This window comes from Streptomyces sp. NPDC048254, assembly GCF_043201895.1.
Taxonomy (GTDB): Bacteria; Actinomycetota; Actinomycetes; order Streptomycetales; family Streptomycetaceae; genus Streptomyces.
The window spans coordinates 183,620-209,752 of sequence record NZ_JBICZJ010000007.1 but is presented as its reverse complement, the minus strand read 5'-3'; the positions used below and the strand labels follow the sequence as shown (position 1 = coordinate 209,752).

The window sequence follows — 26,133 nt, the reverse complement described above, 5'->3', positions numbered from 1 at the left end:
CAAAGACACGACCCTCCCGCACGTTGAGGGGGCGGGAAGACCGGAGAAGCGAGGGAGGCACACGATCGACGACATCCGACGAGGACGAGACGGCGAACACCCACAAGTCTCGAAGCTTACGGAATCCATGACCAAACAGGGCGAAAACGGTGGCAGATCCAGAAGATCCGCGCTGATGACACGAAGCAGCATCAACCAGCCTGCTCAAGCCAAACACCCAGCAGTCGAAGACCCTGCGGATCACGGGCTGCTCACAGGAACGGGCGGGACCGGGGCGTCAGAGACTACGGGCCCCGGCCCCGCCCGAAGCGGGCCGGAAGAGGTGGGCTTCGCCACACCGGCGGTGCGGCTTCGGGCGGCGGCCCGCCCAGTTCACTTCCGGATCGGCGCCCACTTGTCGACGAGTCCCGGGTTGCGCTTCAGCCAGGCCCGGACCGCGTCCTGTTCCTTGCCCTGGCCGGCCTTCTGGATCGCGGCCTCCAGGCCGGTGAGCTGTTGCTCCGTCATCGAGAAGTCCCTGAGCCACGTGCCGACCTCGGGGTTGTCCCCGACGAAGCCCTTGCGGGACAGGGTGTGCACGCCGTCGCCGGAACCCCAGGCGCCCTGCGGGTCCTTCAGCTTCTTGAGCTGGTAGTCGCTGTAGGCCCAGTGCGGGGACCACAGGGTGACCAGGATCGGCTGCCGCTTGGCGTAGGCCCGCTTGAGCTCGGCGAGCATGGCGGGCGTGGAGCCGTCGACGACCTGGTAGCTGCCGTCGAGGCCGTATGCCTTGAGGACCTTGGACTTGAGCAGGCCCATCATGCCGGCGCTGGGCTCGATGCCGACGATCTTCCCGCCGAACTCCGAGGCGTGGTTCTTCAGGTCCGCCAGGGAGTTCACGTCCTTCACGTACGACGGGACGGTCAGCTCCAGGGAGGTGGGGCCGTACCACGAGCCGAGGTCGTCGAGCTGCTTGCCGTACTTCTTCCAGTACTCGGCGTGTGTGGTGGGCAGCCAGGAGTCGGTCTCGAAGTCCAGCTGGCCGGTGGCGAGGCCGGTGTAGAGGGGGCCGGCCGCGTACTGGCTGGTGGTGACCTTGTATCCGCGCTCCTCCAGGAGTTCCTTCCAGAGGAAGGTGGAGGCGATGCCCTCGTCCCAGGGGATGTAGCCGATCTTGATCTCCTTGCCCTGGCCGATGTTCGTGGCGGAGGCAGGGGTGCTGTCGGACGAGGAGCCGAAGATGCCCAGACCGCTCGCGACCAGGGCGAGGACGACCACACCGACGACGGCGACGGCCGGGCGGGGGCGGTAGGTCCACGGGGTGAGGCGGACCTTGGCGGCGGCGCGGCGGCCCAGCGGGGACAGCTGGGTGCCGAGCGCGCTGGTCATCCGGTCGAGGTAGATGGCGAGGACGACGATGCCCACGCCCGCCTCGAAGCCGAAGCCGATGTCGAGCTGGCCGATGGCCTCGTTGACGGCGCCGCCGAGGCCGCCGGTGCCGACCATGCCGGCGATGACGACCATCGACAGGCCCAGCATGATCACCTGGTTGACGCCGGCCATGATGGTCGGCAGCGCGAGCGGCAGCTGGACGCGCAGCAGGGTGTCGCGGGGTGTGGTGCCGAACGCCTCGGCGGCCTCGACCAGTTCGGCGTCCACCTGGCGGATGCCCAGCTCGGTCATGCGGACGCCGGGGGCCAGCGCGAAGATCAGGGTGGCGATCACGCCGGCGGCGGTGCCCAGGCCGAAGAAGAGGATCGCCGGGATGAGCAGGACCATCGACGGCATGGTCTGGAGCAGGTCCAGGACCGGTCGTACGGTCGCGCTGACCGCCCTGGAGCGGGCCGCCCAGATGCCCAGCGGCACCGAGATGACCAGTGCGATCACCGTGGCGACCAGGACCAGCGCCAGGGTGGACATCGCGCGGTCCCACAGGTCGAGGGAGTCCACGAGGGCGAAGCCGGCGAAGGCCAGGACGCCCGCGGTCAGTCCGCGCAGCCACCAGGCCAGGACCGCGAAGATGCCCGCCAGCAGCAGGGGTGCGGGGGCGGTGAGGACGCCGTCGATGCCGTCGTACATGCCCTCGACGACCGCGCGGATCGCGTCGAAGAGCCAGGACATGTGCGCGACCAGCCAGTTCACACCGGAGTCGACCCAGTCGCCGAGATGGAGCCTAGGCACGGGCGGTCACCTTCTCTCCGCCGTCGCAGACGACGGGTTCGCCCGTGTCCTCCGCGAGGAACCCGACCAGACGCGCTCGCGGTACGACGCCCACGACAGCGTTGTCCCGGTCCAGGACGGCGACCGGGTGGGCCAACCGGGCGCTGAGCGCGCACAGTTCGGTGAACGGCGTGTCCGGGGTCGCGGTGGCGCAGCCGCAGTTCGCCTCGTCGCCGGTCACGTCGGTGTCCATGACGGCGGCGGCGGTCAGCACCCGGGAGCGGTCGACGTCCTGGGTGAAGGAGGCGACGTAGTCGTCGGCGGGCCGCAGCAGGATGTCCTCGGCGGTGCCGGTCTGGACGATGCGTCCGTCGCGCATCACGGCGATGCGGTCGCCCAGGCGCATGGCCTCGTTGAGGTCGTGGGTGATGAAGACGATCGTCTTCTTCAGCGTTTTCTGCAGTTCCAGCAGCTGGTCCTGCATGTCGCGGCGGATCAGCGGGTCCAGGGCGCTGAACGACTCGTCCATGAGGAGCAGATCGGCGTCGGTGGCCAGGGCGCGGGCCAGGCCGACGCGCTGCTGCATGCCGCCGGACAGCTCGTCGGGCCAGGAGTCCTCCCAGCCGGCCAGGCCGCACAGGGCGAGCGCCTCGTCGGCGCGGCGAGCGCGCTCGGCGCGGGGCACGCCCTGCACGGCCAGGCCGTAGGCGGCGTTGTCGCGGACGCTGCGGTGCGGGAAGAGCGCGAAGTGCTGGAAGACCATACTGATCTTCTTCGAGCGCAGCTCGCGCAGTTCGCGGTCGGTGAGCGCGGTGAGGTCCTGGCCGTCGAAGCGGACCTGTCCCGCGGTCGGTTCCAGCAGGCCGTTGAGCATGCGCAGCAGGGTGGACTTGCCGGAGCCGGACAGGCCCATCACGACGAATATCTCGCCGGGGTCGACCCGGAAGGAGGCGTCGATCACGGCGGCGGTGGTGCCGTCGGCCCGCAACTCCTCCCGGTCGGCTCCGTCGCGAAGCCGCTCCACGGCGGTGTCCGGTCGTCTGCCGAAGACTTTGTACAGGTGCTCGGTCTCTAGCCTGGGTGACACGCGAACCTCTCTCGGGGGCGCCAAGCCCTGGAAACGCGGGGCCCGGCACCTCGGGGGCATGGGACAGAAGCCGCGCCTGCCCTGGTCCGCGCAGGTCAAACGCACAAGTGGGCCAGGTCACGAGGTCTCCACAAGCCGTACCCCGGCACGGAGACCCGGTGACCGTCGGTGCCGTACGGCCGCGGAGCGACCTGGCGCCGTCAGTGCCGTACGGCATGATGCGAGGCGTGACCGCACGACTGATGCTTCTCGACACCGCCTCGCTGTACTTCCGCGCCTACTTCGGCGTCCCGGACTCCGTGAGGGCGCCGGACGGCACGCCGGTGAACGCCGTGCGCGGGCTGCTGGACTTCATCGACCGGCTGGTCAAGGACCACCGTCCGGACCGGCTGGTGGCCTGTATGGACGCCGACTGGCGGCCGCAGTGGCGGGTCGACCTCATCCCCTCCTACAAGGCCCACCGGGTCGCCGAGGAGCGCGCGACGGGACCGGACGAGGAGGAGGTGCCGGACACCCTCTCCCCGCAGGTGCCGGTCATCGAGGAGGTGCTGGACGCGCTCGGCATCGCCCGGGTCGGCGTCGCGGGTTACGAGGCGGACGACGTGATCGGCACGTTCACCGCACGCGCCGACGGCCCGGTCGACATCGTCACCGGCGACCGTGACCTCTACCAGCTGGTGGACGACGGGCGCGGGGTGCGGGTGCTGTACCCGCTCAAGGGCGTCGGCACGCTGCAGATGACGGACGAGGCGTGGCTGCGCGAGAAGTACGGGGTGGACGGAGGCGGGTACGCGGATCTGGCGCTGCTGCGCGGCGACCCGAGCGACGGCCTGCCGGGGGTGCCGGGCATCGGCGAGAAGACGGCCGCCAAGCTGCTCGCCGAGTTCGGCGACCTGGCCGGGATCATGGCCGCCGTCGACGACCCGAAGGCCAGGCTCACACCGTCGCAGCGCAAACGGCTGGACGAGGCCCGGCCCTATGTGGCCGTGGCGCCGACGGTGGTCCGGGTCGCCGGGGACGTCCCGCTGCCGGACGTCGACACCGCCCTGCCGAAGGCTCCGCGCGATCCGGCCCGGCTGGACGCGCTGTCGGCGCGCTGGGGGCTGGGCGGCTCGCTGCACCGGCTGCTGCTGACACTCGGCGGCTGAGTGTCGGAGAATTGTTCCGGCAAAACATGCTCATCAAGTGTTCATGGAAGAGGTGTTAACTACGAAGGAGATGCTAACTTAGGCAAACCTAACCAATGGAGCAGGGAGGTCGGTCATGGCTGAGCGCCCGGGACGTAAGCCGCGCAAGCCCCATTCCGCCCAGGTGGTGCGCACCGAACGGCTGACCCCGCATATGCAGCGCGTCGTTCTCGGCGGTGACGGACTGGCCGGCTTCGCCGCGGACACCTGCACCGATCATTACGTGAAACTCCTCTTCGGGCCGGAGGGCATCACCTATCCGGAGCCCTTCGACGTGGAGCGGATCCGCGCCGAGTTCCCACGCGAGCACTGGCCGGTGACCCGGACCTACACGGTGCGTTCCTGGGACGCCGAGCGCCGTGAGCTGAGCCTGGACTTCGTCGTGCACGGCGACGAGGGCCTGGCCGGCCCCTGGGCGTGCCGCGTCCAGCCCGGCGAGACCGTGCGTTTCATGGGCCCCGGTGGCGCTTACGCCCCGGCCGTGGAGGCCGACTGGCATCTGCTCGCCGGTGACGAGAGCGCGCTGCCCGCGATCGCCCGCTCCCTGGAGTCCCTGCCCGCCGGGGCGAAGACCTTCGCCTTCATCGAGATCTCCGGCCCCGAGGAGGAGCAGAAGATCGACTCCGACGTGGAGGTGGTCTGGCTGCACCGGGGCGCGCGGCCCGTCGGCGAGGCCCTGGTCGAGGCCGTACGGGGGATGGAGTTCCCGGATGGCCGGGTGCACGCCTTCGTCCACGGCGAGGCGAGCTTCGTGAAGGACCTGCGGGCCCTGCTGCGCGTCGAGCGCCAGATCCCGCGCGAGGACCTGTCGATCTCCGGCTACTGGCGCCTCGGCCACAACGAGGACGGCTGGCAGGCCTCCAAGCGTGACTGGAACGCCCGTATCGAGGCGGAGCAGGAGGGCGGCGGGGCGGCCGCCGCCTGACACCGCGAGGCCACGAGACCGTACGGCCGGCCGAGCCCGTGCGCCATGGAGACCGGCGGCACCCGCGGGTGCCGCCGGTCCCGTGTCGGTCACACCGATCGCTGGTACGACCGGAACGTTCTGATCGACAGCCACACGGCCGCGACCGCCAGCGCCAGCAGTGCGCCGCCGCGGCCCAGCACCGCACCCCAGTCGGGATCCGCCGACATCGCCGAACGCCCGGCCACCATCGCCCAGTTGAGCGGATTGAAGTCGGCAATGTGCCGCATCCAGCCGGGCATCTGGGACGGTGCCATGAACGCGCTGGACAGGAAGGTCAGCGGCAGCAGCAGGAAGGTGTTGATCCCGATGATCGACTCCCGCTCCCGCACCAGCATGCCGAGCGCGTTGGACAGTGCCCCGAAGACGGTGCCGAGCAGTACGGCGGCCACCACCAGGACCGCGATCCCCCCGATCCCGCCCGGGTAGTCGGCGCCGCCCAGCAGGCCGAGCAGCACGATGATCAGCGACTGGCCGGCGGTGACCAGGCCGTTGTTCACCACGTTGCCGTTCATCAGCGCGGCCCGGCTGACCGGTGTGGTCAGGAAGCGGTTCAGGGTGCCGCGCTGGATCTCCTCCAGGGTGCCCATGCCCGCCCACATGTTGGAGCTGAGGGCGCTCATCACGACCACGCCCGGCACCAGGTAGTCGAGGTAGCTGGTGGTGCCGAAGCCGCCCAGCTCGACGACCTTCTTGAAGAGGTTGCCGAACAGGAACAGCCAGATCACCGGCTGGATCAGGGTGATGACGGCGAACGCGGGCTGGCGGGCGAAGACCAGCAGCTGGCGCTGGGTCATGTACCAGGTCTGGGACAGGGCGTTGCTCATCGGGCACCTCCGGCCAGGGCGAGGGAGTCGGTGGTGTCGGCCTCCGCGTAACGGCGGCCCGCGTAGCGCAGATAGACGTCGTCGAGGGAGGGCCGGGCGACGGTCGCGGCCACCACGGCCACCCCGGCCCGCTCCAGGGCGGCCAGCAGCGCCGGCATCGCCGCGGCCCCGTCGTCGGCGCGGGCGCTGATCCGGCGGCCGTCGAACAGCGCCTCGTGCACACCCGCCAGCCCGGTCAGGGCGCCGGTGAGCAGGGTCCGGCCGGCTTCCCCGGGCGCCTCGCGCAGCTCCACATGGACGGCGTCGCCGCGCAGTTCGCCCTTGAGGGAGTCCGGGGTGCCCTCGACCACGACCCGGCCGCGGTCGACGATCGCGATCCGCTCGGCGAGCCGGTCGGCCTCCTCCAGGTAGTGCGTGGTGAGCAGGATGGTCAGGCCCTCCTGGCCGGCCAGCCGGCCGATCTCGTCCCACATCGCGGTGCGGGCCTCGGGGTCGAGACCGGTGGTGGGCTCGTCGAGGAAGAGCACCTCGGGCCGGTGGACCAGGCCGAGCGCCACGTCGAGGCGGCGCCGCATACCGCCGGAGTAGCCCTTGACCGGGCGGCCGGCGGCCTCGGTGAGGGTGAAGCGGTCCAGCAGCTCCTCGACCCGGCGGTTCAGCCCGGCCCCGCGCAAGCCGTACAGCCTGCCCTGGAGTTGGAGGTTCTCCCGGCCGGTGGCGACCGGGTCGGCGCCGGAGTTCTGGGCGACCACGCCGATCGCCCGGCGCACCCGGTCCGGATGGCGCAGCACGTCGTGGCCGGCCACGGTGGCGGTGCCCGAGTCGGGGCGGGCCAGCGTGGTGAGGATCTTGACGGTGGTGGACTTGCCGGCGCCGTTGGGCCCGAGGAGCCCGAAGACGGTGCCGGGTTCGACGGTGACGTCCATGCCGTTCAGCGCGGTGACGTCACCGGGGTAGGTCTTGACCAGCTGGCGCGCCTGCACTGCGGGCGCACGGGTGTTCATGACAGGGCTCTCCTGAATGAGCGGATGACAGCTGATCCGCCTGAGGAGTGCCGGGCTATCCTGGGTGTGCCGCACCTCGATCGCCCGGATCTGCCTCACGGCGGGTTCAGCTCGGGGTTCGAGACCCTGGCGGAGCTGCTGCAACAGCTCTGCCGGGGTCTGTTTCTCTTACTGGTCCGCCTCCGTGAACTCCGGCGGGAACTCGCCGGTCTCGTGGAACCGGCGCCAGCTCTCGACGCCCGGCAGCGAACCGTCCTTCATCTCCCGCACGAAGCCGCGGACCCATTCGGTCTGCGCCTCCAACATGTGCAGGTGGTATTCGACCTCGACGACGAACAGTCGGGGCAGTGTCTCGTGCAGCTTCTCCAGCACGGCCCGGCCGCCGGCGACCTCCACCTCCAGGGAGCTCAGCCGCTCCTCCAGCAGGCGCTCGACCTCGTCCGGCGGCAGGGCGCCCATCAGCGAGAGCGCCGTCTCGAAGATCGGGTACTCCTTGACCGGGACGGCCATCAGGTCGGACAGCCAGTGGACCGCCTCCTCGCGCCCGGCGTCGGTGATGCCGTAGACCGTGCGCTCCGGGCGGTTGCCCTGCCGCTCCACGTCGGCCACCTCGACGAAGCCGTGCTTCTCCAGGTTCTGCATGACCGTGTAGAGCGAGCCGTAGTTGATCCGGGTGCTGGTGTCCTTGCCCTGACGGCGCATGGTCTGGGCGATCTCATACGGATGCATCGGCTTCTGCCAGAGGGTCGTCAGCACGACGAGCGCCAGAGGATTGCCGAGCTTGCGCCGCTTCACCGCCATGTTGACCACCCCGTCTCCGAATATCCGTACCCGAACATATCGCGTCCTCACAACAACGTCAACACACACGATGTATCGCGTCTGGAGGAGCTCCGCAAGAGCGTGAGGACTTGGGCCCGCCCCGGACATGCCGGTGTGACGCCGTCGAAACAGCGCGTCCCTAATTTCTGTCGCCCGACAGGAAATCCGCCTGACAGGCAGGTATCGCCGTGACGACCACCGACGACCGCTCCCTGAAGGAGTCCGACGACCACTCCCTGGAGGAGTTCGGCTACCGCCAGGAGCTGCACCGCAGCCTCGGCCGGTACGCCTCGTTCGCCGCCGGGTTCTCCTTCATCTCCGTACTGACGACCGTCTTCCAGTTCTTCGCCTTCGGGTACGCGTTCGGCGGCCCGGTCTTCTTCTGGGCCTGGCCGGCCGTGCTGATCGGCCAGTTGCTGGTGGCCGCCTGCTTCGCCGAGCTCGCCGGGCGCTATCCGATCTCCGGCGCGATCTACCAGTGGTCCTCACGCCTGTCGAACCCGTCCTTCGGCTGGTTCGCCGGCTGGATCATGGTGATCGGGCAGATCGTGGTGGTCGCGGCGGCCGCGCTGGCCCTGCAGATGGTGCTGCCCGCGCTCTGGTCCGGCTTCCAGCTCATCGGCACGGACGCGGCGCCGACCTCGGCCGACGGAGCCGCCAACGCGGCCGTCCTGGGGGTCGTCCTGCTGGTCCTGACCACCCTCGTGAACATCATGGACAACCGCGTGATGTCCGTCGTCAACCGGGTCGGGGTGACCGCCGAGATCATCGGCGCGGTCCTGATCATCGTGCTGCTGCTCACCCACTCCAAGCGCTCCCCCGGCATCACGTTCCACACCGGGACGGCCGCCGAGGGTGGCCTGCTGGGCGCCCTGCTGGTCGGGTCGTTCACGGCCGCGTACGTGATGATCGGCTTCGACAGCGCCGGCGAGATGAGCGAGGAGACGCACCAGCCGCGGCGGACGGCGCCGCGCACGATCCTCACGGCGCTGGGGGCGGCGGGGCTGCTGGGCGGGCTGGTCGTCCTCGGCGGCCTGCTGGCCGCGCCGAGCCTGACCGACGGGCGGCTGGGAGTGGACGGGCTGAGCTACGTCCTGACCAGCAGTCTCGGCGACGGGGTGGGGCGGGTGCTGCTGGCCGACGTGGTGGTGGCCATCGCGGTGGCGACGCTGGCAATCCAGACGGCGGCCTCGCGCATGCTGTTCTCCATGGCGCGTGACGGGCAACTGCCGTTCGCCGGCCGGCTGGCGCGGGTGAATCCCCGTACGGGCATGCCGGGGGCGCCGGCCGTGGTGGTGGGGGTGCTGGCCGGTGCGTTGCTGCTGCTCAACTTCGCCTCTCCGGACGCGTTCCTGGCGATCGGGACGACGTGCATCGTGATGCTGTATCTGGCGTATGCGATGGTCACCGGGCCGCTGCTGGTGCGGCGGCTGCGGGGGGAGTTCCGTGTCGAGGGGACGGACGAGACCGGGGCGCCGTTGTTCTCGCTGGGGCGGTGGGGGGTGCCGGTCAACGCGGTCGCGCTGCTGTACGGGCTGGTGATGAGCGTGAATCTGGCGTGGCCTCGGGGGGCGGTGTACGACCCCAGTGGGGGCCACTGGTACTTCCGGTGGTTCACCGTGTTGTTCCTGGTCGGAACTGTCGTGGTGGGCGGCGTTTGGAGGCTCACCCGGGCGGAGTCTCGAAGTGCGGTTGCTGTGCCGGAGGCTGTGGCGTAGCCGGTCGGGTGCCGGTTTGTGGGGGCTGGTCGCGCCCACGCGGCGGAGCCGCATATCGACACAGCCCCGCGCCCCCAAAGATGGCATGCCCCGCTTACCCTTGGCTGCAAATGAGACGCAAGACCAGCATTCCGCCCTCCCCCCTTCCCCAGCACAAAGGGGTAGACCCCGTTCGGGTGCGGTTGCCCGTCTCCGACGAGTGGGACACCGTCGGTGAATACCTCGTGGCGCGGCTCTCCGGAGCCGCGCCCGGCGTCGTCGCGGAAATGCTGGACTCGGGGCTCGTCGTCGGTGCCGACGGGCACCCCGTCGCCGCCCACACGCCCTACACCCCCGGCCTCCGCCTCTGGTTCCACCGCGATCTGCCCCCCGAGGTCCCCGTCCCCTTCCCCCTCGAAGTCGTGCACCGCGACGACCACCTCGTCGTCGCCGACAAACCGCACTTCCTCGCCACCACCCCACGCGGCAGTCACGTCACCGAGACCGTCCTCGCCCGGCTGCGGCGGGAGCTGGGGATCCCCGCGCTCGGGGCCGCGCACCGGCTGGACCGGCTCACCGCCGGGCTCGTGCTGTTCACCGTGCGGCCCGCGGAGCGCGGCGCGTACCAGAGGCTGTTCAGCGAGCGGCGGGTGCGCAAGGAGTACGAGGCGATCGCGCCGTACGACCCCTCGCTCGCCGTTCCCCGGACCGTGCGCAGCCGGATCCTCAAGGAGCGCGGGGTACTGGCGGCCCGGGAGATCGAGGGGAAGCCCAACGCCGAGACCCTCGTCGAACTGGTCGAACGCAGAGGCGACCTGGGCCGGTACCGGCTCACCCCGCACACCGGGCAGACCCATCAACTGCGCGTCCACATGAGCGCGCTGGGCGTGCCGATTCTCGGGGATCCGCTGTATCCCGAGGTGACCGGCCCCGTGCCGGCCGGTGACTTCCGGCGTCCGCTGCAACTGCTGGCGCGGAGGCTGGAGTTCACCGATCCGGTCACGGGGGTGGAGCACCGGCTGTGCAGCGGGCGGACGCTGCGGGCCTGGGAGTCGTACGAGGACTGGGCCGGTCTCTAGCCAGGCCCGTCAGTGGCCGAGCCACCAGCGGCGCAGCCGGGGCCAGATGCCGCGCGGCCTGGCCGCCGGTTCGGGCGTGAGCGACGGCGCGGGCGACGGCGCGGCCGGGACCACGGGTTCCGGCCGGGGCACGGTCGGCCGGGGCTCGGGGGCCGGTGCCGGCGCTGCCGGGCGGGTGGTGCCGACCTGCCAGTCGGAGCGCTGTGGCGGGACCAGCGCGGGGCTCGGCATGAGCGTCACGTCCTGCTTGGGCTTCGGGTCGAAGCGCACCGGCAGTTCCACCAGGTGCCGGGACGCGATCGACGCGCGCCAGCGCAGCTCCTCCTCGTCGCAGTCGAGCTGGATGTCGGACAGCCGGGTCAGCAGCTGGTCGACCCCGACGTCGGCGATGGCACGGCCGATGTCCTGACCGGGGCACTCGTGCGGGCCGCCGCCGAAGGCGAGGTGGGAGCGGTTGCCCTGCATGTTGGCGTTCAGGTCGGGGCGGACGCGTGGGTCGACGTTTCCCGGTGCGGGCGCGTACAGCAGTCCGTCGCCCTTGCGGATGCGCTGGCCGCCGAGCTCGGTGTCCTGCTTGGCGAAGTAGGCGAAGACCGTGCTGAACGGCGGTTCGTCCCACAGGGACTGCTCGATCGCCTCCGGCACCGTCATCTGGCCGCCGTTGAGCTGGGCGCGGAAGCCCGGCTCGGTGAGGACCATGCGCAGCGCGTTGGCGAGGAGGTTGGCGGTGGTCTCGTAGGCGGCGTAGAGAACGACCCGCAGGTGCTGGGCGACCTCGTCGTCGTTGAGTCCGGCCGGATGGTTGACGAGGTGGCTGGTGAAGTCGTCCTCGAGGCGGGCCCGGCGGCGGGCGGTGAGCCGGGTCAGGCAGCCCATGACGTACTCGTTGCTGGCGATCGCGGTCTCGGTGCCCTTGAGCGCGTCCCGGGTGGCCTCCACGATCCGCTCGTTGTACTCCTCGGGCATGCCGAGCAGTTCGCACATGACCGCCATCGGCAGGTGCTCGGAGTACTGGGAGACCAGTTCGGCGCGGCCTCTCTCGCAGAACTCGTTGACCAGCAGCTGGGTGTAGCGGCCGATGAGACGGCGGATGCTGCGGTGGTCGATGGTGGTCATGGCGCCCTGGACCGCCGCGCGCAGCCGCAGGTGCTCGTCGCCCTCGGCGTGCGAGCAGATCGGCTGCCAGGCGATGTGCGGCATGAGCGGGTGGTCGGGTTTGACCATGCCCTCCCGCAGCGGGGTCCAGATGCGGCTGTCGCGGGTGTAGACGGCGGGGGTGCGGACCATCTGGAGGTTCTCGGTGAGTCCGAGGACCGCCCAGATCGGCACGTCGTCGTGGAGCAGGACGGGGGCCACCGCGCCGTGTTCCTCGCGCAGTTTCTCGTACAGCTCGCCCAGGTGGTCGGCGTCGGCGCCGTAGAGCCGTTGCAGTCCGCCGGGTCCGCGGTCGTGCGCCGGGCAGCCGGGCGGCGGGGCCGGGTCCGTGCTGGCGCCGGCCGGGGAGGGGGATTCAGGCGTCACAGTGATCGCTCCGGTGGGGGTGTCAGGTGAGCGCGCCGGACATGGCGAGCGAGTGCAGGAAGCGCACCAGGGTCATCAGGACGTCCCGGCTGGAGGCCCGGCGGCGGGCGTCGCACTCCAGGATGGGGATCTCGGGGGACAGGTCCAGCGCGGTGCGCAGTTCCTCGATGGGGTAACGGGGTGCGTCCGGGAAGGAGTTGACGGCGACGACGAACGGCACCCCGCGTTCCTCCAGGCGTCCCATCACGTCGAAGCTGACTTCCAGGCGCCGGGTGTCGATGAGGACGACGGCACCGAGGGCGCCTTCGAACAGGCCGTTCCACAGGAACCAGAACCGCTCCTGGCCAGGGGTGCCGAAGAGGTAGAGGACCAGTTGATCGGTGATGCTGATGCGGCCGAAGTCCATGGCCACGGTGGTGGCGGTCTTCGAGTCGGAGCCGTAGTTGTCGTCGACCCCGATGCCGGCCTGGGTCATGGTCTCCTCGGTGGTCAGCGGTCTGATCTCGCTGACGGAACCGACCATGGTGGTCTTGCCGACTCCGAAACCGCCCACGATCACGATCTTCACCGCGGCCTGGGCGGTGTGCGGCAGCTGATCCTCGGTGCGGGGGCCGGGGATCGTTTCAGAGCTTTTGAAGTCCATGCATCACCGCTTCGAGAAGTGAACGGTCGGGGAGCGCCTGGCGGACGATCGGGGCTCGCGCCTGCACCAGTTCGGCCGTGATCAGCTCGGTGATCAGTGCCGTCATCGCACTGAACGGCAGATTGAGGTAGGCCGAGAGCTCGGCCACGGACAGGGGGGCGAGACAGAGCCGGAGCAGCGCCGCCTGCTCCGGTGTGACCGAGGGCGGTGGGTCGGCGCGCGCCACGATTAAGGTGACCAGGTCGAGTTCGGCCCGTGCGCCGTCGGCGCCGCTGATGACGTAGAGCCGCTCGGGGTTCTTGTTGTCGCCGTCCTCGCCGCCGTTCTCGGGGACCGGCGGCGTGGGCGGGAGCAGTGGCGGCTGGTGTTCCGGCCTGGGCTGACGCCGTTTGCGTTGCGGAGGAGTCATACGGTCTGCCCGTTCCGCCGGGGCGGACTGGTGAGATGGGCGCCGATGCGGACGACGAGGTCGCGCATCATCTCGCTCATCCGGCCGGGTTCGCAGGTCACGTCGGCGAGCACCGCGAGGTAGGCGTTGGCGCCGGCGGACATGAGGTAGAAGTAGCCCCGGTCGATCTCGATGAGGACCAGGTTCATGTCCCCGTTGCTGATCGGGAGTTCCTGGGCGACGGCGGTGGCCAGGCTCTGCACTCCGGCGCAGGCGGCGGCGAGCCGGTCGGCGGCGTCGGGGTCGCCGCCGTGCCGGGCGATGCGCAGTCCGTCGGCGGAGAGCACGACGATCATCTCGACGCCCGGTACGCCGTCCGCGAGTTGCTTGAGCATCCAGTCGAAGTTGCCTCGCTGCTGGATCACTTGAGGTCCCCCTCGTCGTCGGCTTCGGGGCCGGCCTGGTCGTTGATCAGGTGCAGGTACTTGGTCGGGTTCCGGGTGAAGTCGGTGGGGTGGACACCCGGGTTGTTCTTCTTGAGCCCCTCCCAGAAGGCCTCGACCCAGAGGCCGGGTTCACGGCGCTCCGGCTCCGGCTGCTCGGGCTCGGCTTCCTTGTGCTGCGACCAGATGGTCGGGGTGCCCTCGCGCTCGGCGCGCTCGATGGCGGCCTGTTCGGCGAGCCGCTGGCTGAGCGGGGTCTTCATCCGGCTGCGCCGCTGCGGCAGTCCGCCCGCGGTCCACTCGGTGACCTCGGGGACGTCGTCCTCCATGGAGATCCCGGCGGGGATGCGGGGGCTGGTGGGCCGGCGCTTCTTGGGGGGCCGCTTGGGGCCTTCGAGGGCGCCGAGTTCGGGCTTCGGGATGCCGGTGGCGCCGATGCCGTGGGCGATGCCGGGGGCCGGGTCGGTGGTCATCATGTCGCTGGGCACGATGAGGACGGCCCGGACACCGCCGTACGCCGAGGCGCGCAGCGAGACGTCCATGTCGTACGTGGTGCAGAGGCGGCCGACGACGGAGAGGCCCAGGCGCGGGTTCTCGCCGAGGACCTGGATGTCCTTGCCCTGCTTGGCCTTCTCCAGCATGCCCTCGATCCGGCCGCGGGCCTCCTCGTTGAGGCTGACGCCGGCGTCCTCGATCTCGATGCACACGCCGGACTGCACCTCGACGGCGGTGACGTGCACCTTGGTGGAGGGCGGGGAGTAGCGGGTGGCGTTGTCGAGGAGTTCGGCGGCCGCGTGGATGAGCGGTTCGACCGAGGTGCCCTTGATGTTGACCTGGCAGATGGAGTGCAGCTCGATGCGCCGGTACTCCAGGATCCGGGACATGGCGCCGCGCAGCACGCTGTAGAGGGCGACGGGGTTGGGCCACTGACGGCCGGGGCGGCCGCCGCCGAGGACGGAGACCGAGTCGGCGAGGCGTCCGATCAGCGCGGTGCCGTGGTCGATGCGGAGCAGGTCGTCGAAGACCTCGGGGTTGCGGCCGTGGTCCTCCTCCATCTCCCGCAGTTCGTGTGCCTGCTGGTGGACGATGGCCTGGACGCGCCGGGCGACGCTGACGAACGAGCGCTCCAGGGAGTCGCGCTGGAGGTCTTCCTCGTCGACGATGTCGAGCATGGTGCGGATCAGCCGGCGCTGCGACTCGGGGGCGTGGCGCAGCCGGGGGTCGAGATCGAAGACCTGGCGAATCACCTCTTTGGGGGACTCGCCGGCCTTCAGCCGGTAGAGCGCGGTCGGGAACACCTCTTTGCCGAGGCGCTCGATCTCCTGGTCGCTCGTGGTCAGACGCTGTTCCAGATACGCGCTGTGACGGGCGTGCTCGGCCTTGGCGTCCTGGAGCCTACGGCCGCGGCGTACCGCTTCCGCCGCCGTCGCGAGCACCAGCAGCATGCCGACGGCCCCGCACACGCCGACGGCGGTCCGGGCGCGCTCCGCCACCAGGAGGACGGCTGCGGCGGTCGCCGCGGCCATCAGTATGGCGGGCAGCAACAGCACCCGCGCCAGGGAAAGTTCACGGCCATTGGGAGGCGATTGCACACTCACCATGTATGCCTTCTGAGACGAATCGGCTGGGTGTCGGGGGAGTTCGTGGGGGGAAGGTTCATGGAGCAGTCAGGATCTTCCGTATGATTGGGAACAGGCGCCCGAATTCATCTCAACTCGGTGCGCCGCGGGCGAGCTTAGTCCGACCGGATCAACGCCGTGTCATATTCGGCAAGCACCTGAAAACACCCAAACGACTGGAGTACCCTCAGTCGTTTTGTACGCACGGCATGTGTTCGCACACGTTACGTGACGACGTACAGGCGTACGAAGATGACTCACCGTGATGGGTGAAACAGTCCTCCGAGCCGAAACCTCCGCCCGGTTCAGACCCCCGCGATCCGCAGTGCGGCGTCGGCCGTGGCGCGGGCGAACTCGTCGACGGGGCGTTCCGGTTCGGAGCGGTGGATCAGGATGACGCCCTCGATCAGCCCGAAGACGAGGTCGGTCCGCAGCTCCAGCTCACCCTTGGCGAGCCCCCCGCCGGCGGCCGTCGCGGCGATCAGCTGCCGGTAGGCGTCCTTGAGTTCGGCCCGCACGGCATGGAACCCGGCGAACCGCTCGGTGTGCACCTCGGGCAGCAGGTAGAGCGCGCCGAGGTTGTACGGCCCGGTGCACAGCAGCTCCACGTCGGCCCGGCACAGCGCCCGCAGCCGCTCCTCGGCCGGGGTCACGTCGTCGGCGAGCAGCTCACGCGCACAGTCCAGCGACGGCGTGACGGTGGACTCAAGGAGCTCGGCGAGGAGTTCCTCCTTGCCGGAGACGTAGTGGTACATCGACGCCTGCCGCATGCCCGCCCGCTCGGCGACGGCCCGGGTGGTGGTGGCCGCGTAGCCGCGCGTGGTGAACAACTCGGCCGCGGCCACGAGCAGTTCGGCCCGCGGGTCCAGGCCGCTGTCCGGCCGCTGCGCCGCCCGCGGCCGGCCGACCCGGCGGCCACTGCTCGTCCCCATGCGTTCGATCCTCGCACACGGCACCGCACGACGATCACCACGGCCCGGCAGCCGGGCCGCACTCCCCCGGTGAGCCCTCGGTAACCGGGCCGGAACGCCACGGCAACGCCCCGGACCCGGCCCGCCCCTAATTTCTGTTGGGCGACAGAAACAACGCCGAGCCCACGAAGCCGGAGGTCAGCGATGGCGACAGCGACCACGTACGGAGCCCGGGCGCATGCCCGCGCCCAGGAGGGCACCCGCGCCGCGGCCATGCCCGTCGTACCGGCCGCCGACTGGCCGGACCCGCCCTGCGAGGCGGGCCACCTGGTGTGGGCGGAGACGGTCGCGGGCGGCAACTACACGCACCGCGTCCTGGCCCGCGGCACCGAGCTGCGCCTGACCGACCCGCACGGCGACGCCTGCGCGCACGTTCTGCTGTATGCCGCCGACCGCCCCTGGGAGCGGCTGAACGTCGCCGACACGGTCAAGGTCCAGTGGAACGCCTACCTCGGCGAGGGGGTGCTGCTCCTGTCCGACCAGGGCCGGGTCCTCGCCTCCGTCGTCGCCGACACCTCCGGCCGGCACGACGCGCTGTGCGGCACCTCCACCCTGGTCCGCAACGCCGCCCGCTACGGCGACGGCACCCCGCAGTCGTCCTCCCCCGCCGGCCGCGAGCTGTTCAAGCTGGCGGCGGCGAAGAACGGCCTGGAACCGCGCGACCTCCCGCCGTCCCTGTCGTTCTTCCAGGGCGTGGAGGTGCGCGACGACGGCACGCTGGACTTCACCGGCTCGGCCGGCCCCGGCGGCAGCGTCACGCTCCGCGCCGAGCAGGACCTGACCGTACTGATCGCGAACGTCCCGCACCCGGCCGACCCCCGCCCCGACTACGTCAGCACCCCGCTGGAGGTCCTGGCCTGGCGGGCCGCCCCGACCTCGCCCGGCGACCCGCTCTGGGACGCCACCCCCGAGGGCCGCCGCGCCTTCCTGAACACCGCCGAATTCCTCGCCTCGAGGGGGCTCGCATGACCACGGGTACCGTCGTCCCGGCCCGCGCCGCCTGGTCCGCCGTCATCCGCGCCGGCGAGACCCTCACCGTCACCGACCTGCACGGCAACCAGGCCGTCGACTTCCTCGTCTACGACGCCCACGACACATCGGTCCGCTACAGCGCGCCGGACACCGTCCACGCCCAGGGCAACCTCTTCCTCACCACCGGCAGCGTGCTGCTCTCCAACGAGCACACCCCGCTGATGACCGTGGTCGCCGACGAGGTCGGCCGGCACGACACGGTCGGCGGCGCCTGCTCCAAGGAGTCCAACACCCTGCGCTACGGCCACCACACCTGGTCGCAGCACGCCTGCGTGGACAACTTCCTGGCGGAGGGCGCCAAGCACGGCCTCGGCAAGCGCGACCTGGTCTCCAACATCAACTGGTACATGAACGTGCCCGTCGAGCAGGACGGCACCCTCGGCATCGTCGACGGCCTCTCGGCCCCGGGCCTCAAACTGACCCTGCGGGCCGAACGGGACGTCCTCGTCCTGGTCTCCAACTGCCCGCAGATCAACAACCCGTGCAACGGCTTCGAACCGACAGCGGTGGAGATGACGATCGGGGCCGCCGGATGAGCTTCGACACCCTGCTGGTCGCCAACCGCGGCGAGATAGCCGTCCGGGTCATCCGCACCGCCCGTGAGCTGGGCCTGCGCACGGTCGCCGTCTACTCCGACCCCGACCGCTCGGCACCCCATGTCCGCCTCGCCGACGAGGCGGTACGGCTCGGCCCGGCCCCGGCGAAGGAGTCGTACCTCGACGCCGACCTGGTCCTGAAGGCCGCCAAGGACACCGGCGCGGGCGCGATCCACCCCGGGTACGGCTTCCTGTCCGAGGACGCCGGTTTCGCCCGGCGCTGCGAGGAGGCCGGGATCGTGTTCGTCGGCCCGACCCCGGAGCAGCTGGAGCTGTTCGGCGCGAAGCACACGGCACGCGCGGCGGCCGAGGCGGCCGGAGTGCCCCTCGCACCGGGCACCGGGCTCCTCTCCGACCTGGCCGAGGCCCTGCGCGAGGCGTCCGCCATCGGCTACCCCGTGATGCTCAAGGCCACCGGCGGCGGTGGCGGCATCGGTATGTCGGCATGTCGATCCGCCGCCGAACTGACCGACGCCTGGGACCGCGTCCAGCGCGTGGCCGCCGCCTCCTTCTCCTCCGCCGGGGTCTTCCTGGAACGCCTGGTCGAGCACGCCCGCCATGTCGAGGTCCAGGTCTTCGGCGACGGCGCCGGCCGGGTCGTCACCTTCGGCGACCGGGACTGCTCCCTCCAGCGTCGCAACCAGAAGGTGGTCGAGGAGGCCCCGGCCCCCGGCCTGCCCCCGCACGTCCGCGCCCAACTCGCCGCCTCCGCACGCGACCTGTGCGCGGCCGTGGGCTACCGCTCCGCGGGCACCGTCGAGTTCGTGTACGACGCGGCCCGCGAGGAGGCCTGCTTCCTGGAGGTCAACACCCGCCTCCAGGTGGAACACCCGGTCACCGAGAAGATCTACGGCGTCGACCTGGTCGCCTGGATGCTGCGCCTGGCGAGGGGCGAGTCCGACGTCGTCCGGGAGCCGGGCGCACCGCGCGGTCACGCCGTCGAGGCCCGCGTCTACGCCGAGGACCCCTCCCGCGACCACCGGCCCAGCGCCGGCCTGCTGACCCGGGTGGAGTTCCCGGAGGGGGTGCGCGTCGACGGCTGGGTGGAGACCGGCACCGAGGTGACGACGTCGTACGACCCGATGCTCGCGAAGGTGATCGCCCACGGCCCCGACCGCGACCGGGCGCTGCGCACCCTCGACGAGGCGCTGGCCCGCACCCGTGTCGACGGCATCGAGACCAACCTGGGTCTGGTGCGCGCCGCGCTCACCGAACCGGCCTTCCGGGCCGCCGCCCACTCGACGGCGACCCTCGCCACGGTCACCGACCCGACTCCCCGGATCGAGGTCGTCGCCGCCGGCACGCTCACCACGGTCCAGGACTGGCCGGGCCGCACCGGCTACTGGCAGGTGGGAGTGCCTCCGTGCGGCCCGATGGACGACCGCTCCTTCCGGCTCGGCAACCGCGCGCTGGGCAACCCGGAGGGCGCCCCCGGCCTCGAATGCACCCTCCAGGGCCCGTCGCTGCGCTTCACCCACCCCACGACCGTCTGCGTGACCGGCGCCCCGGCCCCGGTGACGCTGGACGGCGCCCCGGTCGCGCAGTGGGAGCCGGTGACGGTACCGGCGGGCGGGCTGCTGGAGATCGGCGCCCCTTCCGCATACGGCCTGCGCACCTACGTCCTCTTCGCGGGCGGCGGCCTGGACGTGCCCGCCTTCCTCGGCAGCGCGAGCACCTTCACACTGGGCCGGTTCGGCGGCCACGGCGGCCGGGCGCTGCGCACGGGTGACGTCCTGCACGGCGGCGCCGTGACGGACGGCAGGCCCGTCGCCGAGCGGCCGCCCTTCACCGCCGTCTGGCACATCGGGGCCGTCGAAGGCCCCCATGCCGCCCCGGAGTTCTTCACCGAGGACGACATCCGGGACTTCTACGCGGTCGAGTGGAAGGTGCACTTCAACTCGGCCCGCACCGGGGTCCGGCTGGTCGGCCCCAAGCCGCGCTGGGCACGCACCGACGGCGGCGAGGCGGGCCTGCACCCGTCCAACATCCACGACACCCCGTACTCGGTCGGCGCCGTCGACTACACCGGCGACATGCCGGTCCTGCTCGGCCCCGACGGCCCCTCCCTCGGCGGGTTCGTGTGCCCGGCGACCGTCCTGAGCGGCGAACGCTGGAAGCTGGGCCAGCTCCGGCCCGGCGACACGGTCCGCTTCGCCCCGGTCGACGTGACGGGCGCGCCCCGCCAGGAGATCGTCGACGGCGGTGTCCTGGCCCACGACGGGGACGTGACCTACCGGCGCAGCGGCGACGACAACCTGCTGGTCGAGTTCGGCCCGATGCAGCTGGACCTGGCCCTGCGGATGCGCGTCCACGCGCTGATGGAGGCGGTGACGGCGGCGGACCTGCCGGGGGTCAGGGACCTCACGCCGGGGATCCGCTCGCTCCAGATCCAGACCGACCCGGGTCTGCTCACCCAGGCCGAACTCCTTGCCGCGGTACGGGAGATCGTCCTGGGGCTGCCGCCCACCGACGAACTGGTGGTGCCGTCCCGCACGGTCCACCTCCCCCTCTCCTGGGACGACCCGGCGACCCGCGAGGCGATCGCCCGCTACATGGCGGGGGTCCGCGACGACGCCCCCTGGTGCCCGTGGAACATCGAGTTCATCCGCCGGATCAACGGCCTGGACTCGGTCGAGGACGTCTATCGCACGGTCTTCGACGCCGAGTACCTGGTCCTGGGCCTGGGCGATGTGTACCTGGGCGCCCCGGTCGCCACCCCGCTGGACCCGCGCCACCGCCTGGTCACCACGAAGTACAACCCGGCCCGCACCTGGACCGCCGAGAACTCCGTCGGCATCGGCGGCGCCTACCTGTGTATCTACGGCATGGAGGGCCCGGGCGGCTACCAGTTCGTGGGCCGTACGACCCAGGTGTGGTCGGGCTGGCAGCAGCGCGGGGCGTTCCAGCCGGGCTCGCCGTGGCTGCTGCGCTTCTTCGACCGGATCAGGTGGTATCCGGTGTCCGCGGACGAACTCCTCGACCTGCGGGCCGACATCACCTCCGGCAGGTTCGTGCCGCGCATCGAGGAGGGGACGTTCTCCCTGACGTCGTACCAGGAGTTCCTCTCCGAACACGCCGATGCCATCGGGGACTTCAGGGCGCGCCAGCGGCAGGCCTTCGCCGCGGAGCGCGACGCCTGGGAGGCGGCCGGCGAGTTCGCCAGGGCGGAAGCGGCGACGGCACCCGCGTCCCCCGCAGCGGCCGAGGTGTCCGTCCCGCCGGGCGGCCGCCTGATAGAGGCCGAGTTCGCGGCCTCCGTATGGCAGCTGAACGTGGCACCCGGCGACGAGGTGACCAGCGGCCAGGCCCTCCTCGCCCTGGAGGCGATGAAGATGGAGTCCAGGGTGCACGCACCGATGGCCGGCGTGGTGACGGAGATCCTGGCGAGGCCGGGCGACCAGGTGGAGGCGGGGACGGCACTGCTGGTCCTGGCGCCGACCGCGAACTGACCGACAGGAGTAAGAGAGCATGTCCAGCACCGTCTCCCGGGTCCGTGCCGCCTACGCGCGCATCGAAGCGGTCGACCGCCCCGAGATCTGGATCGACCTGCGCCCGCGGGAGGAGGCCGAGGCGGAGGCCCGGGCGATCGACGCGCGGGTGGCCGCGGGCGAACGCCTCCCCCTCGCCGGGCGCCTGTTCGCCGCCAAGGGCAACATCGACGTACAGGGACTGCCCACGACGGCGGGCTGCCCGGCCTACGCCTACGAGCCGGAGTCCGACGCCCCGGTGGTGGCCCGGCTGCGCGCGGCCGGCGCACTCGTCCTCGGCACCACCAACCTCGACCAGTTCGCGACCGGCCTGGTCGGCACCCGCTCCCCGTACGGCGCGGTCCGCAACGCCATCGACCCGACCCGGATCAGCGGCGGCTCCAGCTCGGGTTCGGCGGTGGCCGTGGCCCTCGGGATCGTCGACTTCGCGCTCGGCACGGACACGGCGGGCTCGGGCCGGATCCCGGCGGCCTTCAACGGCATCGTCGGCCTGAAGCCCACCCGGGGCCTGGTACCCACCGCCGGGGTGGTCCCGGCCTGCGCCTCCCTCGACTGCGTGACGGTGTTCGCCCGCACGCTCCCGGAGGCCGAGCAGGCGCTGTCGTACCTGGCGGCCCCGCCGGACCGCACGCTCCCGCCCCTCCCCCCGCGGGCCCCGGGCCCCTGGCGGATCGCGGTCCCGCCGCTCTCCCAACTCGGCGAACTGGACGAGGGCTGGGCGGATGCGTACGAGGAGGCGGTCGCGCGTCTCGACGCTTCGGGCGCCTCGATCCGCCCGCTCGACCTGACCCCGTTCACCGAGGCGGCGGCGATGCTGTACGAGGGCGCGTTCGTGGCGGAGCGCTACACGGCAGTGGGTCTCTTCATCGACAAGTTGCTCGCTTCCGGCGGCGCGGGCCTCGACCCCACCGTCACCGGCATCATCACCCGGGCCCGCGACATCCCGGCGCACCGCCTCTTCACCGACCAGGACCGCCTGTCCGCCCTGCGTGCCCGTGCCCTGGCCGAGCTGTCCGACGCGGACGCCCTGCTGCTCCCCACGGCCCCGGGCCACCCCACCCTGGCCGAGGTGGCGGCCGACCCGCTGGGCGCCAACGCCCGCCTGGGCCGCTTCACCAACTCCACGAACCTCTTCGACCTGGCGGCGGTGGCGGTACCGGCGGGCGAGGTGAACGGACTGCCGTTCGGCGTGATGCTGATCGGCCCCGCCTTCACGGACGACCGCCTGGCCACCATCGCCCGCGCCCTGGAGCCGAGGGTGAGCCTGGCGGTGCTGGGCGCGCACCTGACCGGCCAGCCCCTGAACCCGCAGCTCCTGGCGCTGGGCGCGGTCCTGGACCGCACGACGACCACAGCACCGACGTACCGCTTCTACGCCCTTGGGACGACCCCACCAAAGCCGGGCCTGGTGCGGGTGGACGAGGACGGGGCGGCGATCGAGACGGAGGTGTGGAGCGTTCCGGCCGAGGGCTTGGGCCGCCTGCTCGCGACGCTCCCCCGCCCCATGGCGCTGGGGAGCGTGGAGCTAGCGGACGGCAGCCAAGTCCCGGGCTTCCTTTGCGAGCCGAGCGCTTTGAGAGGCGCCGAGGACATCACGCGCCACGAAGGCTGGCGGAACTACCTGAGCCGGGCGTGAGGAACCCGACCTAGGGGCGCGGGGCTGTATTCGATATGCGGCTACCGCCGCGTGGGCGCGACAAGCCACACACAACCCGCGCCCGCCAGGCAAAAGTCACCCCACCGACGAGTAGGCCACAACCCCCCGCAGCACCAGATCAACCGCCTTCCGCGCGGTCTTCGACACAGTCGACCCCTCCACCGGAGCCGCCGCAGCAATCTGCCCGAGCACGTCGATGACCTGCTTGCACCACCGCACGAAGTCCCCGGCCGGCATCTCCGCCTCCCGCAGCACCTCGTCCAGCCCCGTCCCCGACGCCCACATGTACGCGGCCCAGGCGAAGCCGAGGTCCGGTTCCCGCTGCCCGACACCCTCGGTCTGGGTGATCCGGAACTCCTCCTCCAGGGCGTCCAGCCGCCCCCAGATCCGCACCATCTCACCGAGCGCGGCCTTGGCGTTCCCGGAGGGCAGCTTCGGGGCCATCGCGTCGTCCCCGACGCGCGCCTCGTACACCAGCGCCGAAACGCACGCGGCCAGTTCGGCGGGGCCGAGCCCCTCCCAGACCCCGGCCCGCAGGCATTCGCTGGCGAGCAGGTCGAGTTCGCCGTACAGCCGGGCCAGCCGCTTCCCGTGTTCGGTGACCTCGTCGCCGCGCAGGTAGTCCAGCTCGGTGAGCAGTGCCACGATCCGGTCGAAGGTGCGGGCGATGGTGTTGGTCCGGCCCTCGATCCGCCGCTCCAGCTGCGAGGTGTCCCGCATCAGCCGGTGGTACCGCTCGGCCCAACGGGCGTGGTCCTCCCGGTCGTTGCAGCCGTGGCAGGGGTGCGCCCGGATCGCGGTCCGCAGCCGTGCGATCTCGCGGTCGTCGGCGGCCTGCGACCGCTTCTTGCGGGCCCGCTCCGGCGGGATGTGCCCGGCCTTGGTGCGCAGCGCGGACGCGAGGTCGCGACGGGACTGCGGGGAGCGGGGGTTGAAGGACTTGGGGATCCGCATCCGCTCCAGCGCCTCGACCGGCACCGGGAAGTCCATCGACGCCAGTCGCTTGACCTGCCGTTCGGCGGTCAGCACCAGCGGCCGCGGCCCGTCGTGCTGCTCGAAGCCACGATGGCCGTTGGACCGCCCGGCGGGCAGCCCGGGGTCGAGGACCAGCGCGAGCCCCGCGTACTTGCCGGTCGGCACGTGGATGACATCGCCCGGCTTGAGCTTCTCCAGCGCCACCGCGGCCTCGGCCCGCCGCTCGGCGGCGCCCTGCCGGACGAGTTCGGTCTCCCGGTCCTTCAGCTCGCGCCGCAGTCGCGCATACTCCTCGAAGTCGCCGAGGTGGCAGGTCATGGACTCCTTGTAGCCTTCGAGTCCTTCCTCGTTGCGCTGCACCTGACGGGAGATCCCGACGACCGACTTGTCGGCCTGGAACTGCGCGAACGAGGTCTCGAGAAGTTCCCGCGACCGGTGCCGGCCGAACTGCTCGACCAGGTTGACCGCCATGTTGTACGACGGCTTGAAGCTGGAGCGCAGCGGATAGGTGCGGGTGCCGGCGAGCCCCGCGAGGTGCTCGGGGCTGAACCCCCGCTGCCACAGCACCACGGCATGACCCTCGATGTCGATGCCGCGCCGGCCCGCACGGCCGGTCAGCTGGGTGTACTCGCCGGGGGTGATGTCGGCGTGCTGCTCGCCGTTCCACTTGACGAGCTTCTCCAACACCACCGAGCGCGCGGGCATGTTGATGCCGAGCGCCAGGGTCTCGGTGGCGAACACCGCCTTGACCAGGCCGCGTACGAAGAGTTCCTCGACGACTTCCTTGAAGGTCGGGAGCATGCCGGCGTGGTGGGCGGCGATGCCGCGCTCCAGGCCCTCCAGCCATTCGTAGTAGCCGAGGACGTGCAGGTCCTCGCGTGGGATCGACGAGGTGCGCTCCTCGACGAGGGCGCGCACCTGTTCGCGTGCTTCCTCGTCGTTGAGCCGCAGGCCCGCGTGCAGGCACTGCTCGACGGCGGCTTCGCAGGCGGCGCGGCTGAAGATGAAGGTGATGGCGGGCAGCAGGCCCTCGGAGTCGAGGCGTTCGATGACCTCGGGGCGTCCCGGTGTCCACACCCTGGACCGCTGCCGGCGCTCCCGCTCCCGGTCGGCCTCGCGCATGGCACGCCCGCGCCTGCGGTCCTGGTAGGAGGGTCTGCTCGCCTCCATCCGGGCCAGCCGGGTGAGGTCGGGGTTGACGGCCTTCTTCTGGCCCTCGCCCTCCTCGAACAGGTCGTACATCCGGCGCCCGGCGAGCACGTGCTGGAACAGCGGGACGGGACGGTGTTCGGAGACGATGACCTCGGTGTCGCCGCGGACGGTGTCGAGCCAGTCGCCGAACTCCTCGGCGTTGGACACGGTGGCCGACAGGGACACCAGGGTCACGGACTCCGGCAGGTGGATGATCACCTCTTCCCAGACGGCACCGCGGAAGCGGTCGGAGAGGTAGTGCACCTCGTCCATGACCACATAGCCGAGGCCGAGCAGCGTCTGGGAGCCCGCGTACAGCATGTTCCGCAGCACCTCGGTGGTCATCACGACCACGGGGGCGTCGGAGTTGACGCTGTTGTCGCCGGTGAGCAGGCCGACCTTGTCCGCGCCGTAGCGGCGGCACAGGTCGGCGTACTTCTGGTTCGACAGTGCCTTGATGGGTGTCGTGTAGAAGCACTTCTTGCCCTGCTCCAGGGCGAGGTGGACGGCGAACTCGCCGACGATCGTCTTGCCGGAGCCGGTGGGGGCGGCCACCAGTACGCCCTTCCCGGCTTCGAGCGCCTGACAGGCCTCGATCTGGAAGGGGTCGAGGCCGAATTCGTACATCTCGCGGAAAGACGCGAGCGCGGTGGCCTGCTCGGCGGCCCGCCTGCGGGCCGCCGCATACCGCTCGGCCGGTGAGAGGTCCTCTGTCATCGTGCTTTCGAGCGTACCGGTCCCCACTGACAACAGGACGATCATTATCCGGAACATGGGACGACCGACAACAAAGAGGTGCCGCG

At 71.1% G+C, this 26,133-nt stretch carries 20 protein-coding genes; 8 read left to right on the top strand and 12 right to left on the bottom strand.

Annotated features, from left to right (window positions below):
- Positions 1 to 372 precede the first annotated feature (372 nt).
- Together ACGFZQ_RS21350 and ACGFZQ_RS21345 are read right to left on the bottom strand one after the other, a co-directional pair.
- On the bottom strand, positions 373 to 2,160 hold the full coding sequence (locus ACGFZQ_RS21350; RefSeq protein WP_393841634.1) for an ABC transporter permease/substrate binding protein: 1,788 nt from the start codon (positions 2,158 to 2,160) through the stop codon (positions 373 to 375).
- A complete protein-coding gene (locus tag ACGFZQ_RS21345; protein ID WP_393841633.1) occupies positions 2,153 to 3,226 on the bottom strand; it encodes a glycine betaine/L-proline ABC transporter ATP-binding protein in 1,074 nt (357 codons plus the stop codon). The genes ACGFZQ_RS21350 and ACGFZQ_RS21345 overlap by 8 nt, the downstream gene beginning before the upstream one ends.
- Before the next feature lie 218 nt (positions 3,227 to 3,444).
- Between ACGFZQ_RS21345 and ACGFZQ_RS21340 the strand changes: the two genes are divergently transcribed.
- Positions 3,445 to 4,374: a 5'-3' exonuclease H3TH domain-containing protein gene (locus tag ACGFZQ_RS21340; RefSeq protein WP_393841812.1), complete on the top strand. Its 930-nt coding sequence runs from the start codon at positions 3,445 to 3,447 to the stop codon at positions 4,372 to 4,374.
- A 115-nt stretch (positions 4,375 to 4,489) separates the two neighbouring features.
- Positions 4,490 to 5,338 (top strand): siderophore-interacting protein, encoded by an 849-nt coding sequence (locus tag ACGFZQ_RS21335; protein ID WP_393841632.1) that lies wholly within the window; start codon positions 4,490 to 4,492, stop codon positions 5,336 to 5,338.
- 89 nt (positions 5,339 to 5,427) lie between these two features.
- On the opposite strand, the gene ACGFZQ_RS21330 is transcribed toward ACGFZQ_RS21335, so the two are convergent.
- The 3 genes from ACGFZQ_RS21330 to ACGFZQ_RS21320 all read right to left on the bottom strand — a co-directional run bounded on the left by ACGFZQ_RS21330 (position 5,428) and on the right by ACGFZQ_RS21320 (position 8,009).
- Positions 5,428 to 6,204: an ABC transporter permease gene (locus tag ACGFZQ_RS21330; RefSeq protein WP_351735892.1), complete on the bottom strand. Its 777-nt coding sequence runs from the start codon at positions 6,202 to 6,204 to the stop codon at positions 5,428 to 5,430.
- The gene (locus ACGFZQ_RS21325) at positions 6,201 to 7,208 is read right to left on the bottom strand and encodes an ABC transporter ATP-binding protein (RefSeq protein ID WP_393841631.1); all 1,008 of its coding nucleotides are present in this window, start codon (positions 7,206 to 7,208) and stop codon (positions 6,201 to 6,203) included. Before ACGFZQ_RS21325 ends, ACGFZQ_RS21330 begins: the two co-directional genes overlap by 4 nt.
- A gap of 168 nt (positions 7,209 to 7,376) precedes the next feature.
- Positions 7,377 to 8,009 carry a PadR family transcriptional regulator gene (locus ACGFZQ_RS21320; RefSeq protein ID WP_393841630.1) on the bottom strand — a complete coding sequence of 211 codons (633 nt, stop codon included), beginning with the start codon at positions 8,007 to 8,009 and terminating at the stop codon, positions 7,377 to 7,379.
- A 203-nt stretch (positions 8,010 to 8,212) separates the two neighbouring features.
- On the opposite strand from ACGFZQ_RS21320, the gene ACGFZQ_RS21315 reads away from it, so the two are divergent.
- Together ACGFZQ_RS21315 and ACGFZQ_RS21310 are read left to right on the top strand one after the other, a co-directional pair.
- Entirely contained in the window at positions 8,213 to 9,748 is a 1,536-nt protein-coding gene (locus ACGFZQ_RS21315; RefSeq protein ID WP_393841811.1) for an amino acid permease, read from the top strand.
- Between the two features lie 110 nt (positions 9,749 to 9,858).
- On the top strand, positions 9,859 to 10,806 hold the full coding sequence (locus tag ACGFZQ_RS21310) for an RluA family pseudouridine synthase (RefSeq protein WP_393841629.1): 948 nt from the start codon (positions 9,859 to 9,861) through the stop codon (positions 10,804 to 10,806).
- A gap of 9 nt (positions 10,807 to 10,815) precedes the next feature.
- On the opposite strand, the gene ACGFZQ_RS21305 is transcribed toward ACGFZQ_RS21310, so the two are convergent.
- The 6 genes from ACGFZQ_RS21305 to ACGFZQ_RS21280 form a co-directional block, all read right to left on the bottom strand.
- Positions 10,816 to 12,327 carry a cytochrome P450 gene (locus tag ACGFZQ_RS21305; RefSeq protein WP_393841628.1) on the bottom strand — a complete coding sequence of 504 codons (1,512 nt, stop codon included), beginning with the start codon at positions 12,325 to 12,327 and terminating at the stop codon, positions 10,816 to 10,818.
- Positions 12,328 to 12,349: 22 nt separating this feature from the next.
- Complete coding sequence (locus ACGFZQ_RS21300; RefSeq protein WP_351735904.1) at positions 12,350 to 12,970, bottom strand: ATP/GTP-binding protein; 621 nt, start codon at positions 12,968 to 12,970, stop codon at positions 12,350 to 12,352.
- Positions 12,951 to 13,379, bottom strand: coding sequence for a DUF742 domain-containing protein (locus ACGFZQ_RS21295; protein WP_351735906.1), 429 nt, complete (start codon positions 13,377 to 13,379; stop codon positions 12,951 to 12,953). The genes ACGFZQ_RS21300 and ACGFZQ_RS21295 overlap by 20 nt, the downstream gene beginning before the upstream one ends.
- Positions 13,376 to 13,783, bottom strand: a complete 408-nt coding sequence (locus tag ACGFZQ_RS21290) for a roadblock/LC7 domain-containing protein (protein WP_351700336.1) — start codon at positions 13,781 to 13,783, stop codon at positions 13,376 to 13,378. Before ACGFZQ_RS21290 ends, ACGFZQ_RS21295 begins: the two co-directional genes overlap by 4 nt.
- Entirely contained in the window at positions 13,780 to 15,402 is a 1,623-nt protein-coding gene (locus ACGFZQ_RS21285) for a sensor histidine kinase (protein ID WP_393841627.1), read from the bottom strand. The genes ACGFZQ_RS21290 and ACGFZQ_RS21285 overlap by 4 nt, the downstream gene beginning before the upstream one ends.
- A gap of 323 nt (positions 15,403 to 15,725) precedes the next feature.
- A complete protein-coding gene (locus ACGFZQ_RS21280) occupies positions 15,726 to 16,352 on the bottom strand; it encodes a helix-turn-helix domain-containing protein (RefSeq protein ID WP_351735910.1) in 627 nt (208 codons plus the stop codon).
- A 183-nt stretch (positions 16,353 to 16,535) separates the two neighbouring features.
- Between ACGFZQ_RS21280 and ACGFZQ_RS21275 the strand changes: the two genes are divergently transcribed.
- The 4 genes from ACGFZQ_RS21275 to atzF are packed head-to-tail and all read left to right on the top strand — an operon-like array spanning position 16,536 to position 23,143.
- Complete coding sequence (locus tag ACGFZQ_RS21275; protein ID WP_393841626.1) at positions 16,536 to 17,360, top strand: urea amidolyase associated protein UAAP1; 825 nt, start codon at positions 16,536 to 16,538, stop codon at positions 17,358 to 17,360.
- Positions 17,357 to 17,959 (top strand): urea amidolyase associated protein UAAP2, encoded by a 603-nt coding sequence (locus ACGFZQ_RS21270; protein ID WP_351735914.1) that lies wholly within the window; start codon positions 17,357 to 17,359, stop codon positions 17,957 to 17,959. The genes ACGFZQ_RS21275 and ACGFZQ_RS21270 overlap by 4 nt, the downstream gene beginning before the upstream one ends.
- Positions 17,956 to 21,468: a 5-oxoprolinase/urea amidolyase family protein gene (locus ACGFZQ_RS21265; protein ID WP_393841625.1), complete on the top strand. Its 3,513-nt coding sequence runs from the start codon at positions 17,956 to 17,958 to the stop codon at positions 21,466 to 21,468. Before ACGFZQ_RS21270 ends, ACGFZQ_RS21265 begins: the two co-directional genes overlap by 4 nt.
- 19 nt (positions 21,469 to 21,487) lie before the next feature.
- Positions 21,488 to 23,143: an allophanate hydrolase gene (gene atzF, locus ACGFZQ_RS21260; RefSeq protein WP_393841624.1), complete on the top strand. Its 1,656-nt coding sequence runs from the start codon at positions 21,488 to 21,490 to the stop codon at positions 23,141 to 23,143.
- A gap of 96 nt (positions 23,144 to 23,239) precedes the next feature.
- Here the strand turns inward: atzF and ACGFZQ_RS21255 are convergent, their stop codons facing one another.
- Positions 23,240 to 26,092 carry a DEAD/DEAH box helicase gene (locus tag ACGFZQ_RS21255; protein ID WP_393841623.1) on the bottom strand — a complete coding sequence of 951 codons (2,853 nt, stop codon included), beginning with the start codon at positions 26,090 to 26,092 and terminating at the stop codon, positions 23,240 to 23,242.
- Between the last annotated feature and the right edge of the window lie 41 nt (positions 26,093 to 26,133).

Bases quoted from the DNA above. Each gene is read 5' to 3' on its own strand.
- ACGFZQ_RS21340 (WP_393841812.1), top strand. From the start codon at position 3,445: ATGCGAGGCGTGACCGCACGACTGATGCTTCTCGACACCGCCTCGCTG.
- ACGFZQ_RS21335 (WP_393841632.1), top strand. From the start codon at position 4,490: ATGGCTGAGCGCCCGGGACGTAAGCCGCGCAAGCCCCATTCCGCCCAG.
- ACGFZQ_RS21330 (WP_351735892.1), bottom strand. From the start codon at position 6,204: ATGAGCAACGCCCTGTCCCAGACCTGGTACATGACCCAGCGCCAGCTG.
- ACGFZQ_RS21325 (WP_393841631.1), bottom strand. From the start codon at position 7,208: ATGAACACCCGTGCGCCCGCAGTGCAGGCGCGCCAGCTGGTCAAGACC.
- ACGFZQ_RS21320 (WP_393841630.1), bottom strand. From the start codon at position 8,009: ATGGCGGTGAAGCGGCGCAAGCTCGGCAATCCTCTGGCGCTCGTCGTG.
- ACGFZQ_RS21310 (WP_393841629.1), top strand. From the start codon at position 9,859: ATGAGACGCAAGACCAGCATTCCGCCCTCCCCCCTTCCCCAGCACAAA.
- ACGFZQ_RS21300 (WP_351735904.1), bottom strand. From the start codon at position 12,970: ATGGACTTCAAAAGCTCTGAAACGATCCCCGGCCCCCGCACCGAGGAT.
- ACGFZQ_RS21295 (WP_351735906.1), bottom strand. From the start codon at position 13,379: ATGACTCCTCCGCAACGCAAACGGCGTCAGCCCAGGCCGGAACACCAG.
- ACGFZQ_RS21285 (WP_393841627.1), bottom strand. From the start codon at position 15,402: ATGGTGAGTGTGCAATCGCCTCCCAATGGCCGTGAACTTTCCCTGGCG.
- ACGFZQ_RS21280 (WP_351735910.1), bottom strand. From the start codon at position 16,352: ATGGGGACGAGCAGTGGCCGCCGGGTCGGCCGGCCGCGGGCGGCGCAG.
- ACGFZQ_RS21275 (WP_393841626.1), top strand. From the start codon at position 16,536: ATGGCGACAGCGACCACGTACGGAGCCCGGGCGCATGCCCGCGCCCAG.
- ACGFZQ_RS21270 (WP_351735914.1), top strand. From the start codon at position 17,357: ATGACCACGGGTACCGTCGTCCCGGCCCGCGCCGCCTGGTCCGCCGTC.
- ACGFZQ_RS21265 (WP_393841625.1), top strand. From the start codon at position 17,956: ATGAGCTTCGACACCCTGCTGGTCGCCAACCGCGGCGAGATAGCCGTC.
- atzF (WP_393841624.1), top strand. From the start codon at position 21,488: ATGTCCAGCACCGTCTCCCGGGTCCGTGCCGCCTACGCGCGCATCGAA.
- ACGFZQ_RS21255 (WP_393841623.1), bottom strand. From the start codon at position 26,092: ATGATCGTCCTGTTGTCAGTGGGGACCGGTACGCTCGAAAGCACGATG.